Raw genomic sequence first — 15,846 nt, 5'->3', positions numbered from 1 at the left:
AAGGAGATGTTAACTATGTTTACCTACAGAATTATACCTTTGAACGAAGATGAGGTAATAATTTGGTTCCATGGAGATTTGGATATTGAAATCACTGAAATAATGGACGAAGAAATCTTACCTACTTTGAAGCCATTCCATAACATTGACATTAACCTTTCCGAGGTGCCATTCGTCGACTCTACAGGAATAGGGCTGCTTATTAATTTAATTGATTCCTTAAAAAAGGATAAAGTACAGGTTAAAATTAAGATTTCTGCCATCCAGCCCCAAGTGAAAGATATTTTTGATATTATTCAACTTTCCGATATCTTGGGTGAAGAATTGTTTTGTTCATAAAAAATAAAAGGAGATGTTGTAGGACCTTTCTATCATTTTTTGCACATTTATATAAAGTTTTAGGTAAAAACCGATATTCTCTATAAAAGAAGTATTTAGGATTGAGGTAATGCTGAGTGGACAAACTGCGTATAGTGATTTCTGATGATGATCAAACATCTAGGACCCTTCTCCAGCATTTCATAGAATTATTTCCTGATTTTGTTATCACGGGAGAGGTATCTACAGGGGAAGAGCTTGTTCAATCAATCATGAAAACTACTCCCGATTTAATTTTAGTCGATATAAATATGCCCGGCATGAGCGGAATGGAAGCAGTAAAAGTATGTAAACAATTTATGCCCGATTTAAATGTAATTTTTACCACAGGATTTGATGAATTTGCAGTGGAGGCATTTGCTTTGTCGGCAATAGATTATTTGGTAAAACCGATTGAAATTTCAAGGCTTGGCACTGCATTGGAAAAGGCAAAAAAAATCATTCGTTTTCAAAAAGAAACCGAAAAAAAGCAATCGGGTAATGTTGTAAAGAAGTTAACACTCAAAACGGGAAATTCATACTTATATCTGCCTCTAGATGATATTTTATTTATTGAAAGAGGAGGCCGTAAATCCATTATACATACTGTGGCAACAAGTTATGAAACAGGTGATTCCCTGCAGATTATTGGATCTAACTTACCTCCATATTTTTTGAAAACGCATCGATCATTTCTGGTAAACTTAAAAAAAATAATAAATATACAGACAATTGGAGAGTCTTTTAATGCACATTTCTCCGAGAGCAATAAAACAGCACAAATATCTAAGTTGAAGTTCAATGAAGTGCAAGAAATTATCTCCAATCTCCCAATATAGTTAATAGTTTGAGCTGCACTTACTGATTAAACCCAGCCGCCATCTAAAGATAACATTTACTCTTATTTCACTGAAATTACTGAATTTATTAGTCTATTAAAAATCATTTGTTGGAATCCTTGAAAAGGATTGTTTTGCTAATGAAATAAGATAAAGTAGCCATTATACGCCGGATCATGCAATATTAGGCTTGAGCCAGAAATGGAGCAAGTTCGATAAAACGGCAAATGATGCGGTGAATGAATCACCGGATTGATTGCGCCACTCACAAGCATCCCACGATATTTGATTACGCCATTTGCCACATCGGAAATGGTATTATATTCAATCGCAGTATCGGACCAGCTCATCACCCGGATGGAATCGAGTTCACCAAAACACTGGGCCAGGCGAAGAATATGCCGAGATATATAATGAACTTTCGGACGAAAATTATACCGCTCTAGAAATAAATATCGTTATTGATACAAAAGAACATTTCATCCGCTATATTGCTTTCCTGAATGACTACAGCGATGAAAACACTGTGCGCATTCCATGCATTGTGGAGGAAGAATAGAGTGAAAAGGCAGAGACCCTTATGTTTCTGCCTTTTTTTCCTGCTAATCAAACGTTTGATTAAATTTTTTATTCTGCAATTTTACAGACTCATCACATCTATAATAGAATTAAGCTATCAAATATTTTTAGAGAATACTGGAAATCACAGACACATATTGTAGTATTGTGTGTTTTTGTGAGTCAAATGCCAATTAAATCAATTTCCGCTCCAGACGCAAGACTCGCGGGGGCGTTCGCCGAGCCTCCTCGTCGCTCCCGCTCCTGCGGGGTCTCGCCTGTAACGCTGATCCCCCAGGAGTCAAGCGTCTTCCGCTCCTCAACAAAATATTTTAACAAAGCCTAATTAAAGGAGAAATCTATGAAAAAATTAAATAGCTTAGCGGCGGTGCTGACGGCAGGTGCCATTTTACTTTCAGCGCTTCCTGGTGCGGCAAAGGCGGATGAAGAGCAGGATCGCCGCAAGGCCAGTCTGTTCGGCGGAAGTGCGGTTAGAAGCGGCACCCTGGCCTCAATATCAGATGGCAATAGTGAAATTGTGGTCAAAACTAAATTGAGCGCGTCGGAATTAACCGAAAAATTTGGAGTGAAGCTCTCAGCCACACCGGAAGTGTTACAGGAACAGGGAATTTACGCTGTGAAGGTACCGAAATCTAAAAACTTCAAATCTGTTTTATCGGATATGAAGAATTCAAGCTCCATTACTTCTGCTGAGGAGAATATGAAGGGTGAAGGCAAAGGGTTTGGTTATACTCTGCCCAACGATCCTTATCTTAATAACCAATGGCATCTTTCTAAGATTGGCATGCCTGTTTTATGGAAGAACTATTCTTTAAAAAACAAAGTGAAGGTAGCGGTGGTAGACTCAGGGGTTGATGCCACACAGCCCGATCTTTCGGGCCAGCTGTTAAAAGGGTATGACTTCTACAGCAAAGACAGTAACCCGAACGATACATTAGGGCATGGGACGGAAGTGGCGGGTGTCATTGCAGCCAAAGCGAATAATGGAATAGGGGTAGCGGGTGTTAACCCGCTTGCGCAAATCATACCAATCCGGGTAACGGCTGCTAAGAGCTTTCATCTCATCGATGCACTGGCAGGGCTTTCTTATGCGATTAAAAGCGGGGCCAGAGTCATTAATTTAAGCTACGGTTTTCCTGCTCCGAACAGTATAGAATTCGACATCATCTATGAAGCATACAAAAAGGGCATAGTTGTTGTAGCGGCATCAGGGAACGATGGACAATCTGTCAATTATCCGGCTGGATATCCTACGGTCATAAGTGTTGGGTCAACCGGGAAAAATGATGCTGTTTCAAAGTTTTCAAGCTATGGTGCAGCACTTGATTTGGTAGCGCCTGGAGAAAATATCGCTACCACCATGATGAATAAACGCTATGGCATAGGAACAGGCACCTCCTTTTCTGCACCGATTGTTACGGGTGTTGCTTCATTGATTTTATCAGCAGCACCAAACCTGAATCCCATAGAAGTGGAGTATCTTCTTGAAAAGGGAGCGGCGAAGCTCAGCAGCAGCAAAAACAGCTGGAGCACGAAAACCGGCTTCGGCAGGGTTGATGCAGCCAAGACGTTTCAGACGGATTTTCCGTCTATAAAAAATGATAGTGGCAATGTACGCTCAAAGGCACGCAGAGTTGCTCTCAACAAAGCGTATAGTGACCGGTACGATTATTCAGGAGACAGCGACTGGTACAGCCTGAAGGTGACGAAGAATATGAAGGTAAGAGTGGATGTTTCAGGGGTTACAAACATCGACAGTGATGTGTGGATGGATCAGTATGCAAACGGGAAATCGGTTTCTCCCGTGCAATATGACCGGGCAAAGATAAGCGGCAAGGAATCTTTTACCCGCACACTGAAGCCTGGAACTTATTACTTTGAAGTATATGATGCAAACAATCACTGGTCACTGCAGAACTACACATTCAAGGTGACCGCCCTTGATACTACAGCTCCAAAAACGCCGATTGTTTATAAAGTGAAAAGCAAAGATCTAATGATTAAGGGAAAAGCGGAGAAAAACAGTTCATTAGTGCTTAAAAAAGGAAGCACAGTACTGTCAAAAGGCACGGCAAGCAGTACAGGAACTTTTTCGCTAAAGTTGAAAACGAGGCAGGCGAAGGGAACGGTTCTTTATCTGACTGCAGCAGATAAATCAGGAAATAGAAGCAAAGCAGCAAAAATTATAATACAGCCATAGTGGAAAAACCCCCGTCTCAATTTGAGACGGGGGTTTGCTTGTTTACTTCTTAATAACCACTCTGTTAGGAATGGAAATGTTGCCGGCAGCATCCTTTGCTTTTACATAGATAGCATGTCCAGCTTTTTGTTTCTTGATTTTGATTGCATAGTTGCCTGTTTTGCTTGCTGTTGTCCAGCCGATCGTCTTATTGGATGAACGGATGTACACATATGAACGAGGCTCTGCTTTTCCGTATACAAGTGTAGAGCTTGTTTTAAGCGGGTGTACACTTGGTGATTTTGGAGCCGTTTTGTCTTTTACAATCACGGCAGTAGCCTTGCTCACGTTGTGGGCTTTATCTGTTGCTGTAACAGATAACACTGTGTTTGCTTTTTGGGTCTTGATTGAAACAGAGAATTTGCCGTATTTATCAGCTTTAGCCCATCCGACAATTGTTTTTCCTGCTTTGATAGTGACTATGGAAGCAGCTTCTGCTTTTCCTGTCACCTTTCTATCGTGGTCTGTTACAGAGCTGACAGATGGAGCTTTTGGTGCTGTTGTATCGCCTGGTGCCGGTGCAGGGGCAGCTGCCTGAGGAGTGATGGAGTAAGAACCCCAAGTTCCTTTATCATCTGTCAGTGGAGCAAGATATTTAATCGTCTTCGTTTGTGCAGCTGCTTTTTCTGCTTCTGGCGAAGATTTGAATGTAAGTGTAACATCTTTATTGATTGGCTGGATTGACCAGTTGCTGTCTGCAGATGGATTGATTTTTCCTGCAGATGCTGAAATGTAATCCATTAAAACTTGGCGATTTTCATCTGGAGAGTCAACGACAACCTTGGCTTTTCCTCCAGCAAGTCCAGGGAAGTTTCCGCCGCCGCTTGCACGGTAGTTATTTGTTGCAACGATGAACTTCTGGCTTGGGTCGATCGCTTTTCCGTCAAGAGTTGTCAGGTTTTTAATGCGGTTTGCATCTGCATTTACTACTTTGCCTGATAAGTCATATTTAGCCGGCTGTGTCACGTCGATTTGGTATTTCACACCATCGATTACATCATAGTTGAATGGCTCAAAGCCGTAATTGATCAACACCTGTGGATCTTTTTTCGCTGGATCGATTTGATTGAACTGTCCTGCTGACATTTCGAGCCATTCCTTCACTTGAGCGCCAGTCAGCTCGACTGCCTTTAAGGTGTTTGGATACAGGTACAGGTCATTTGCGCTTTTGATTGAAAGATCTCCAGCTGCAATGTTTGTATAATCGCTTGGTCCCTGGCGTCCGGCCTTGAAAGGGGCACCAGCAGATAATATAGTTAAGCCCTTATATTCAGGAAGCTTTTTGTCGATGTAGTTTTTCACGTAAGCAATTTGTGCATTGTTTACGATTTGAATGGTAGGGTCATCCTGTACGCGTGCAAAATAGCTGTCCATTGCAGCGCTTGTTTCCCCGATTTTGCTTCTTACATAAGTAAGAGTGCCTTCGTGAGCTTCTTTAACTGCATCCACGATTGTTTGGTCAGCATCAGCTTTAGATACTTTAACACCGTTCACAGTTTCCATGATCGGCCTGTTTACCGACTTGGAATCCTTCACTTTCCATTGACCATTATCATTCTCAAGAGTCAGGTCCATAACTCCAAGGTTATTTCCCCAATACCCGGCTTCAAGGGAAGGAACTCCGTTGATAGTTCCCTTTGTTTGGTCAATGCCTGGCTTGCCTGCAAATTCCGTTGCTTCAGGGAATGTTACGTGCTTGTGGCCAAATAGAATCGCATCAATTCCGCTGACTTTGCTTAGGGAATACACAGCATTCTCCGCATCTTCAAGGCCTTCAGCCTGAACATCGCAGCCTGAGTGTGCAAGTGCAATGATAACCTGTGCTCCTTCAGCGCGCATTTTAGGAATGAACTTTTCAGCTGTTTTGACAATATCCTTTGTTTTTACTTTTCCGGCAAGGTTATCTTTATCCCAGTCCATAATCTGCGGAGGAACAAAGCCGATTACACCGACCTTGATCGTTTGTTCATTGCCATTTTCGTCTTTTACTTTTTTATCTAAAATTTTATATGGCTCAAATTCATTAACGTCATTTGAATCATCATTATCTCCATCCACTTTATAGATGTTGGCATTCACATACGGGAAGTTGGCGCCTTTTTTTGCCTGATCCAAAAAGTCCAGGCCGTAGTTGAATTCATGATTTCCAAGAGAAGCGGCATCATAATTTAAAGTATTCATCGCTTTATATACAGGATGTACTTCACCGGGCTGAAGCTTCTTCACTTTTGCAACATAATCTGCCAAAGGGTTTCCTTGAAGCAAATCTCCGCTGTCAAACAACATGGAGTTTTCAGGGTCCATTTCTTTTCTGGCTTCCTTAATAAGGGTAGCCGTTTTTGCCAATCCGAACTCAAGAGTCGGAGTATCTTTGTAATAGTCATATGGCATAACATTAGCGTGGATATCTGTTGTTTCAAGGATGCGAAGCTTTACTTGTCCTGGTGCTGTTTCTCCTTCTGCGTTAGCTGATAGGGATCCGATTGGTGAAATCAATGTACCGAATAAAAATGCCGAGGCAGTTGCTTTACTGAATCTAGTCAGTTTTTTTGTCATTCTGGTATACACCTTTCCTTTTCCTAAAATTAAAAGCCAGTTTAGCGATGAAACCTAAATAAAAATACCAACTCCTTCTACCGATTACGACATATCGCGAGGCAATATATCAAAACAATACTCTTAATTATTACTAGGAAGAGAGAAGGAAATATATAGGTCTAAAGTACTATATTTATGAAAAATTTTAATTTTACAGATAAAAAAATAATTTCTTAATATTTGGTCCTATTAAAGCTATATTTGATAGACGAATTATTGATTGTAACGGAAAGCGAGTACCTGCAGCGGAAATCAGCAAACAAGATTAACATGTCTTATTTTAGCCTTTAATTAATAGGAAACGGTGTGTATATCGTTCCGGAAATTACTTTATTTTATGTATATCAGGCAGGATGATTGGCACCTGCTAAATTCCCCAGCAAATTATCCGATAAAACAAGAGGATATTTTAAATATGAAGGAGTTTTGCAGCATGATGAGAAAATACGGAGCAGCGGCAGCGGCCCTGCTTCTTTCAGCGAGTATGCTTGCGCCAAAGGCAAGCGCAGCATCAGCCTACACAATCACACCTAACAGCAAGACATTTAGCGGAAATATGATGAACTTCAGCACCTACAATAATAATACCAAGCAGTATTATCTGCTTCGCTCATATCTGGAGCAGCTGGAGAAAAAGGGCGGCGGTACACTGACCTTAAACGGCGGCACATATACCATTTCAAATACCCTTTATGTTCCTTCCAATGTAACCATACGCTTGAAAAACGGTGTCAGACTAGTAAAAGGGACAGTAAGCGGAACGAAGCAATTTGCAGCAGCTAAATCCATGTTTCAGCTGATCAGGCCTTCCCGTTCTGGGAAAAAAGGCGTGTATAGGAAATATAATGGTGAAAAAAATATCTCCTTCATCGGTGAGGGTAATGTTGTCATTGATATGAAGTATGATGATAAAAGCATCGCGATCATCATGGGCCATAATAAAAATGTGAAGGTGCAGAATATACATTTTCAGCATATGCAGTCTGGACATTTTATCGAAATGGACGCATCTGATCATGTGTCTGTTACCAACAATTCTTTTATTGATTCCAAGGCTTCACCAAACAAGAACAAAGAGGCGATCAACCTGGACACCCCTGACCGTTCAACAGATGGCTGGAGCCAGGAATGGAGCACCTATGATAAAACGCCAAACAGGTATGTGACGATAGAGAGCAATACATTCCGCAACCTGGACCGGGCAATTGGGACCCATAAATATTCTGGAGGCTCGTATCATGATCATGTGAGCATCCGGAACAACAGCATAACGAATACCCGCCTGGATGCTATTCGGGTCATGAACTGGTCGAATGCCGTAATAGAAAAAAACAGCTTCAAAGATGTGGCTGCAGGTGATGCTAAATACCGCGGAATTCTTGCTAGCGGAGCATCCAATCCGATTTTCCAGAATAACACTTTTGAACATACAGGGCGCCCGATGCAATTCCTTGCGGCGAAAAATGACGGTCCTGGCTCTCAATATGCGATAACGTATAATACGCTAAGCCAGAAAAACATGGACGTGCTAAAAACAAATACAGTGAAGAATACTAGCGAAACCTTTATCCGTATCAACCACTTCTATAATGTGTACAATGACACGATTAAAATTCCTTGTGTTGTAGAGGAGTGAGCTTAGACACACCCGCATGGTTCCTGTGTAGAGCTGTGCGGGGTGTTTCATGTTTCCGCAGATATCCCTGTAAGGTTTTGAAAAAGCTGTTTTCGTAAGCTTTGCTGCTATGGAACAAGGTGGCTGATTTCTGCTCCGATTGGGGCTGATTTTTTGATTTGGTTCTAATAGGGCAGCATTTTGCTCGAATGACACGGAAATTGGCTCGAATAGCTGAGAATTCGCTCTAATCAGCGGGAATTCGGCGCGATTATCCAATTAAATGGAAATTTCGGCCTGCGTTTTTGAACCCGCATTAATATTCTTCGGGGATCTACCTTATTTTTTCCTCTAATTCAATATTATTGGGCATGAAAAAAAGATATTTAAAGATGATGAATGGCATTAAACATGATATAGTCACATTATGTAGTTTTTGCTGTTATTTTGGAGTTTTTTGCAAACCATAAGGTAAAGAAATTCAATAAAAATTAAATACAGAGAGATGGTATTTAGATTTGGATAATTCACGAAGCACAAGACATAAAAAGAAAAAGAAGAAGAAACGGGGATTAAGAAGGTTTCTTACTGTTCTTGTTCTGCTTGTTATTGCAGCTGGTGCCTATGTTTATTTTCAGTATAAGCAGGGCTTGTCAGAGGCGCTGGACGGGGCAGGCAAGGAGAAGGCCGCAAGCTATGACTTTAACGGGAAGCTGCCGAATAACGGGCAAATCAATGTTCTCTTGCTGGGCAGTGATTCACGCGGTGAAAAGCACTCTAGGACAGATTCCATATTAATCGCCCATTATAATCAAAACACGCATGAGCCGAAACTGGTGTCAATCATGAGAGACAGCTACGTGGATGTTCCCGGGCATGGCAAGCAGAAGATCAATGCCGCCTTTGCATTTGGCGGGCCAGAGCTTCTGCGTAAAACAATAGAAGAAAACTTTGGGATCAATATCAATTATTATTCCATTGTTGATTTTAAAGGATTCCCTAAAATTGTGGATACGATTGCCCCGGACGGCATCAAGGTCAATGTGCCGCATGATATGTCATCAGGCATCGATATGACGCTTCATAAGGGAGAACAAACCCTCCACGGCAAGCAGCTGCTCGGATATGTCCGTTTCCGCCATGATAATATGAGTGACTTCGGCAGGGTGCAGCGGCAGCAGGAGGTTCTTGGAAAGTTAAAGGATAAGGCGACAGAAATCAATAATGTCGTCAAATTGCCGAAAATTCTTGGCATGACAGCACCATATATTGATACAAATATCGACACGAAGACCATGCTGATTTTAGGCAAGGATGTTATTACAGGACAAGCTAAAAGTGTGGACAAGCTAAGAATTCCGCTTGACGGCACCTTTGAAAATGAAAGGATTCCCGGAATCGGCGCAGTGCTTGCTGTCGATCTTGAAAAAAATAAAGCCGCACTTCAGCAATTTTTGTCATCCTCCAAATAATTTGGGGGATTTTTTTTGTTTTCTGGAAAGTTTGTGCCGCATATAATTTTGATATGTTAAAAGTGCAGGGGGATAGCGGATGTTAAATTGGGGCATGAAAAATTGTAAAAAGCTGTTGTTATTGTTTTTCCTTTTGGTGCCTGTTTTGCTTGTTTCAGCATATCCTGTTAACGCGAAAGAAACCGCAGCTAAAAAGACCGTATACCTTACCTTTGATGACGGTCCAGGCAAATATACAAATAGCATCTTGAATATCCTCCAGAAATATCATACAAAAGCGACGTTTTTTATGATCAGCGGAAACATGAAAAATAACCCGAAGAATGTCCGCCGCATTATCCGTGATGGGCATTACCCCGCACTCCACAGTGTCAGCCATGATGTTCATAAGTTATATAAAATCAATTCAACAAATTTTGCGGATGAAATGGTCACTGCACAGCAAACTCTTTATAAAATCACCGGATTTAAAAGCCGTTTAATGAGGGCTCCTTACGGAAGCACGTATACAACTAAGGCGATGAGGGATTATGCGGTTAAAAAGGGCTTTAAAATGTGGGATTGGACGGTGGATCCAAGAGACTGGGCCTTGGCTCGGCATCCAGAGAAAATCCTTGAAAATATTAAAGCCCAAACAAAGCGGACACGCGAGGTAATCATTCTTCATGAAAACAGCCAAACCGTGAAAGAGCTGCCGCAAATTCTGGATTATCTCCGTAAAAGGGGATACGAAATGAAAGCCTATGATCCGAAGCATCATTTTACTGAGAACTTCTTTAATGATAAAAGGCTGTAAAAAAAGCCCAGGCACCCTGATTGAAGGGGCTTGGGCTTCTTAATGGAACAAAGACTGAGTTTGCATGCCGTGTGTTATCTCAGTTTCACCATTTTGTTCGAAACATTGCTGTAGAAGTAGAGGCTTGAGCCTTTTACAGATAAAAAGCCCGCCTGCGTATTTTTGATTTTTTGTATAGCGGTGCCGCCAAGCTTCATCTGATACACAGAATTATGGTCTGCAAGATTAATATAATAAAGCGTGCTTCCGATGATTTTCAGCGAGTAGATGGGATGATTGTCCATTTTACTCACCGAAGATCCTGTCAGGGACATCCTGTAAAGTTTATGGTCATTTTGATTGGCGTAATAGATGCTGGAATTGTACCGGACAAAATCAGATAGAGAATAGAGCTTTTGATATTTAGTACTGCTTGCTTTATGAAGCTTACTTTTATTCCAGACATGGTCCTTTGCAAGCTTGCTTTCCGGGACAAGCAGATACTTGTATGTGAGCACGTCGGACCGATCGTTTGTCACTGGGTCGTCAAAGGTGCTGTCGATATAATAATAGCTTCCTCCCGTTCTTACCATGTTCCAGGCATGATCTCCGCTGCTCACGGTGCCGTTCACCTTAATTGCCCAAATGTCTGCTTTGTCCAAGAGGAGCTTCAGGGCTTTGGCGTATCCGTCACAAACCGCTTTATGGGAAACGAGCGCTCCGTAGGCTGTGAAGGAGGTTTGAGGCAAGTTGTTTTTCACATAATGATCATAATCATAGGACGTGCTGTTCACAAGGAAATCATGCAGGTAAACAATGCGCTCAAGTTCAGTTTTCTTTGTTTTTGCTGTTTTTACAGCAGCATCCACCCTGCTGTCGAGGGATGTTTTCATTTTGGTGATTTCACTTTTGGAGCCGATATATTTCGGATAAAAATATCCGGGTGACCACTGGAAGTAGTACTGCGTATAAAAGATTTCCGGATGGTTATCGAGCACCTTTTGATAGGCGGCAGTAATCTTGCTGCTGTCCTGGCCATACTTGCCGAGAGAAATTTTAGTTTGCATGTGGAGAATTCCATTGTAAATCGAGTTATACAGAAGTTCATCAGAAGATGCTGCACTGGCTTTTTGGGTGGAAATCGGCATAAATAAGGAAAAAATCAAAATGGCAGACAGCAGCGGCAGAAACAGTTTTTGCTTAAACATTCTCCACATCCTATACATAATTTTGTATTTCCTATTTTAATAGATGTAACATATATTTGCCATTATTAGTGAGAGGAAATAAAAACACCATCCCAGTATGGCGGGATGGTGCTGATTTTATCTTTTTACGAAAATCTTAACAGTTTTTGAGATATTGCCTGCACGGTCCTTGGAAGACACATACAGAGCTGTTCCTGGTTTTTGCTTTTTCATTTTCACCGTAAAAGTTCCGTTTTTGCCTGCATAGGCATAGCCGACTACTTTATTGTGGCTTTTTACATAAACCTTGGAAGAGGCTTCTGCTTTTCCTGTAACCCAGCCTTCGCCTGCTTTAACAGCATGGACGATTGGTGCTTTAGGGGCCGTTGCATCCTTAACGATCAGCTTCACAGATGAGCTGATGTTCTGGCTATTGTCTGCAGCGAATACATAAAGCAAAGTTCCTGCTTTTTGCTGTTTATCCAGTTTTACAGAGAACATGCCTTTACGGTCTGCAATGCCTGTCCAAAGTGTTTTGCCTGCTTTAACTGTAACGGTTGATCCGGCTTCTGCTTGTCCTGTCACTTTTTTATCAAAGTCTCTGACTATATGAACATAAGGAGCATGCGGAGCCGTTTTGTCTAGAACGGTTACTGTTGTTTTTTCGCTATCGTTTCCAGCCGCATCCGTGATGCTTACAGATACTGTAGTGCCTGCTTTTAAATGTGCGGTCTTGATTTTAAATGTGCCATCTGTACCGACAGGAACATCAATTTTATATTCTTTTCCATTAATCCAGACTGTAACCTTTGATCCGGCTTCAGCTTTGCCGGTAATGAAAGAGTCGTGATCTGTAACCGGATTAACAACCGGTGCATCAGCTGTAATGTCTGTTACTTTTTTGATTCTTCCTTCGATGGCTCCTGAAACTGGGGATTGTGCCTTCAGGTAGCGAAGAAGGGCATCAAAGTCAACAGATCCTGTTACTTTGTTTTTGCCGCCTGTAAAGGCTGTGTAGCTGTCTCCGCCGGTTGACATGAAGTTGTTGACAGTTGCCGTATATTCAGCATTCGGATCAATTTTCTTTCCGTCAGGGAGGAAGATGTTAACAACCTTTTGTCCTTTTGGAAGTGCATCGGACCATGTGTAGGTCAAGCCTGAGATTTGAAGCATATTGGTTTTTTCAGGCTGCCATTGCTGATTTAATACATCGCGGATCTGCGCGCCTGTCAGGGTCATTTTTACAAGGTCATTACCGAATGGCTCAACAGTGTAAACCTGACCCCAGTTGATGGTTCCCTGATCGATATTGGCACGGATGCCGCCTGGATTCATGAATCCGAAGTCTGTTTTCATTTCTGTGCGCATGCTGTCTGCAATGACATTTCCGAGAACAGATTCGCCTGATTCATTTTGGTCTCTTGTAAGAGGGATGCTGGCTGTGCCGACTTCTTCAGAAATAATCGGTTTGATGTCTGCCAGATATTTATCTACTAATGCCTGTGCATCAGCGTCAGGCTCGATGCCACTGTTAAGTGTATTCACAATTTGTGCATCTTTTTTTACGATATCATGTGTTGCTGGGTCTATCTCCAGATTCACATCAGAAATAGCAGCACCGCTTGAATAAGCTTGAACAAGCAGTTTTCCGTCTACTGTTGAGTTCAGGTATTTATGATCATGAGCGGCAAAAATTACGTCCACTTCATCATCTACCGTATTAGCAAGGTCTATCGCTTCACCGGCAGGATTTGTTCCATCTAGATTGGAAGTACCGGGATTATGGGCCAATACAACGATTGCCTTGACTCCTTGGTCTTTTAGTTCTTTTGTATATTTATTGATCGCTTCTGCTTCGTCTGTGAATTCAACACCCTCTACGCCGCTTGGAATAACGATGCTTGGTGTGTCAGAATAGGTAACCCCGATAAAGCCGATTTTTTGTCCAGCTTCTTCTTTAATGATATATGGATCAAAGATCGGTTTTCCAGTTGACTTGTCGATTACGTTTGCGGAGATGTATGGGAAGTTTGCTCCTTCAAAGGTGCCGTATTGCTTGGTTTTCGGATGCTCACCGCCATTGACCAGGCGCTTCATTTCTGTAACACCTTCATCAAATTCGTGGTTGCCAAGAGTTCCGATATCAAATTTCATCATGTTCAGAAACCTGATGGTTGGCTCGTCCTGCAGCAGGGCGGAAACCGGCGAGCTTGCGCCGACTGCATCTCCAGCCGAAACCTTGATGGTATTCGGGTTTGTCGCTTCAAGCTTCTTTAGATAGGCAGCCAAATAGGCAGCCGTTCCAGTGACTTGTCCATTAATCTTTGTTGTTTTATCAAGCTGTCCGTGAAAATCATTGATGCCAAGAATTTGGACCTTTACATTTGCGGCTGCATCATCAGCGTGAGCAAGCTTATGTCCCGCTGGAGACATGAAGGATCCGAATAGAAGGGCAGAGGCAGTAATCTGGCCGAGCCTGGTAAACTGTTTCTTTTTCATCAAGGTTACACCGTTCCTTTTCACAATTTAGTAGATTAATAGAAAAATAGAAAAACAAGGGCGAAGCATGTCTAGCTAACACCCTTAATTATTATATATTTCTATCAAGTCTGTGAAAAGGTAATTTTCAAAAAAATATAAAAGCCGCCATGAAAATTCATGGCGGCTAAATATTTTAACGTGCTTTATGCTGTCCGGGAACAAAGGGGATATGTGCAGCTTTCATGATGATCCTTGATATGTCTGTATTATCTATGACACCTTTAAAATTCTCGCTTCCAGGCCCTTCTGCAAAAACGGCTATACTGTTAGCTGTATGTCCTCCGGTTGTTTTGCTTGCTGCCCGGATGCTGCGGTCCTGGGCCCCGGCAAGATTATGAAGAGCGATGACACTCCCGATTTCCCAGCCGGTAATTTGTGAAGGATAGATGGATTTGCCCGGAGACTGAAGGTTTTTAATCAGCTGCTGAGCTTCCTGGGGGGAGAGCTTTATATTGGCATACTTCTGAAGTACCTCTACAAGGCTTTCGGGAATTATTTCTCCATTGCCAGTTTTTTTGATCTGTGAAGCCATGTATTCAGATGAAGCTTTTACGTTTTTCAGTCCGGCAACATTCATTGGTTCTGATGACGAAATGCCCATAGTTTCATGATCGGCAAGCACAACAACAAGCGTATCGCCGCGTTTTTTTGCCCAGGAAGTAACCTCTTTAACAGTTGAATCAAACTCGGCTGTTTCCTTCCAGATTCCAGTGAAATCAGCTGCGTGTGAGGCATGGTCAATACGTCCGCCTTCCACCATCAAGAAAAAGCCTTTGTCAGAGCCTGCGAGAACACTAAGTGCTTTTTCAGTCATTTCATTTAAAGTGGGCTCCTTGGAATGAAAGATATCCCGGTCATTCACAAATTGCATATATCCCTGATTGAATAACCCTAATAGCTTACCGTTAGAAGGAGCAGCCCGCAGCTGATTTTTGTCAGCAGCGATGGTATATCCGGATTGACGGAATGTATCAATCAAATCGGTTCCGTTCTGTTCTTTTGGAGAAAAGTATTTAGCTCCGCCGCCAAGGATAACATCCAGATTATGCTTGTAAATTTGCCTGGCAATATCGGCATTTCCTGTCCACCTGTTTGGAGCACTTGCACTAAAGGCTGCCGGTGTGGCATCGGTGATCATGCTTGTTGAAATGATTCCTGCCTTTTTTCCATTTATCTGTGAGGCGTCAAGAATGCTGTCAATTTCCTTTCCGGCGGAATCTACGGCGATAGAACCGTTATTGGTTTTCACCCCTGTTGCAATCGCCGTTCCGCCAGCAGCTGAATCTGTTACAGAATTGTTCGCGGAATAGGTATGCATCAAAGCAAGATGCTCCATTTTCTCCATATTCAGCACGCCTTTTTTTCCATACTCCAATTGCCTCGCTATTTCCATCTGCCCAATTCCCATTCCGTCTCCAATCATGACGATGATGTTTTTTGGAACAGTGCTTTGTTCGGCAGCTGTTTTTAAAGGGAGCCCGCAAAAACTGCCAAAAAGCAGAATGGCTGTTAAAGTGAAGGCTTTGATATTGTGAGGCTTCATCACTCATCAACCTCCTTTCAGTTACCAATAGGGTGCCGGATGTGGCTTGAATTATTCATGATGCTTCATAAGAAAAAGGGAGGGGAGAGGTATAAAACAGA

The 15,846-nt window shown here is 42.1% G+C and carries 11 protein-coding genes; 7 read left to right on the top strand and 4 right to left on the bottom strand.

Annotated features, from left to right (window positions below; all coding sequences use genetic code 11):
• Window positions 1-15: 15 nt before the first annotated feature.
• The 4 genes from ACN6MY_RS00385 to ACN6MY_RS00370 all read left to right on the top strand — a co-directional run bounded on the left by ACN6MY_RS00385 (window position 16) and on the right by ACN6MY_RS00370 (window position 3,975).
• Window positions 16-339: an STAS domain-containing protein gene (locus ACN6MY_RS00385; RefSeq protein ID WP_419882325.1), complete on the top strand. Its 324-nt coding sequence runs from the start codon at window positions 16-18 to the stop codon at window positions 337-339.
• A gap of 116 nt (window positions 340-455) precedes the next feature.
• A complete protein-coding gene (locus ACN6MY_RS00380; protein ID WP_419882324.1) occupies window positions 456-1,196 on the top strand; it encodes a LytR/AlgR family response regulator transcription factor in 741 nt (246 codons plus the stop codon).
• A gap of 298 nt (window positions 1,197-1,494) precedes the next feature.
• The gene (locus ACN6MY_RS00375; protein ID WP_419882323.1) at window positions 1,495-1,755 is read left to right on the top strand and encodes a hypothetical protein; all 261 of its coding nucleotides are present in this window, start codon (window positions 1,495-1,497) and stop codon (window positions 1,753-1,755) included.
• Window positions 1,756-2,115: 360 nt separating this feature from the next.
• Window positions 2,116-3,975: a S8 family serine peptidase gene (locus ACN6MY_RS00370; RefSeq protein ID WP_419882322.1), complete on the top strand. Its 1,860-nt coding sequence runs from the start codon at window positions 2,116-2,118 to the stop codon at window positions 3,973-3,975.
• 42 nt (window positions 3,976-4,017) lie between these two features.
• On the opposite strand, the gene ACN6MY_RS00365 is transcribed toward ACN6MY_RS00370, so the two are convergent.
• A complete protein-coding gene (locus ACN6MY_RS00365; protein WP_419882321.1) occupies window positions 4,018-6,570 on the bottom strand; it encodes a bifunctional 2',3'-cyclic-nucleotide 2'-phosphodiesterase/3'-nucleotidase in 2,553 nt (850 codons plus the stop codon).
• A gap of 475 nt (window positions 6,571-7,045) precedes the next feature.
• Between ACN6MY_RS00365 and ACN6MY_RS00360 the strand changes: the two genes are divergently transcribed.
• The 3 genes from ACN6MY_RS00360 to ACN6MY_RS00350 all read left to right on the top strand — a co-directional run bounded on the left by ACN6MY_RS00360 (window position 7,046) and on the right by ACN6MY_RS00350 (window position 10,495).
• On the top strand, window positions 7,046-8,248 hold the full coding sequence (locus tag ACN6MY_RS00360; RefSeq protein ID WP_419882320.1) for a right-handed parallel beta-helix repeat-containing protein: 1,203 nt from the start codon (window positions 7,046-7,048) through the stop codon (window positions 8,246-8,248).
• Between the two features lie 497 nt (window positions 8,249-8,745).
• Entirely contained in the window at window positions 8,746-9,699 is a 954-nt protein-coding gene (locus ACN6MY_RS00355; RefSeq protein ID WP_419882319.1) for an LCP family protein, read from the top strand.
• A gap of 79 nt (window positions 9,700-9,778) precedes the next feature.
• Window positions 9,779-10,495, top strand: coding sequence for a polysaccharide deacetylase family protein (locus ACN6MY_RS00350; RefSeq protein ID WP_419882318.1), 717 nt, complete (start codon window positions 9,779-9,781; stop codon window positions 10,493-10,495).
• 74 nt (window positions 10,496-10,569) lie between these two features.
• Here the strand turns inward: ACN6MY_RS00350 and ACN6MY_RS00345 are convergent, their stop codons facing one another.
• The 3 genes from ACN6MY_RS00345 to ACN6MY_RS00335 all read right to left on the bottom strand — a co-directional run bounded on the left by ACN6MY_RS00345 (window position 10,570) and on the right by ACN6MY_RS00335 (window position 15,745).
• A complete protein-coding gene (locus ACN6MY_RS00345) occupies window positions 10,570-11,682 on the bottom strand; it encodes a DUF5050 domain-containing protein (protein ID WP_419882317.1) in 1,113 nt (370 codons plus the stop codon).
• A gap of 117 nt (window positions 11,683-11,799) precedes the next feature.
• Window positions 11,800-14,160: an Ig-like domain-containing protein gene (locus ACN6MY_RS00340; protein WP_419882316.1), complete on the bottom strand. Its 2,361-nt coding sequence runs from the start codon at window positions 14,158-14,160 to the stop codon at window positions 11,800-11,802.
• A gap of 175 nt (window positions 14,161-14,335) precedes the next feature.
• Window positions 14,336-15,745 (bottom strand): alkaline phosphatase, encoded by a 1,410-nt coding sequence (locus ACN6MY_RS00335; RefSeq protein ID WP_419884269.1) that lies wholly within the window; start codon window positions 15,743-15,745, stop codon window positions 14,336-14,338.
• Window positions 15,746-15,846 lie beyond the last annotated feature (101 nt).

The organism is Peribacillus sp. B-H-3, from assembly GCF_048572925.1.
Taxonomy (GTDB): Bacteria; Bacillota; Bacilli; order Bacillales; family DSM-1321; genus Peribacillus.
Note: the sequence above shows the minus strand (reverse complement) of the source record. Positions and strands in the feature narration are given on the sequence as shown.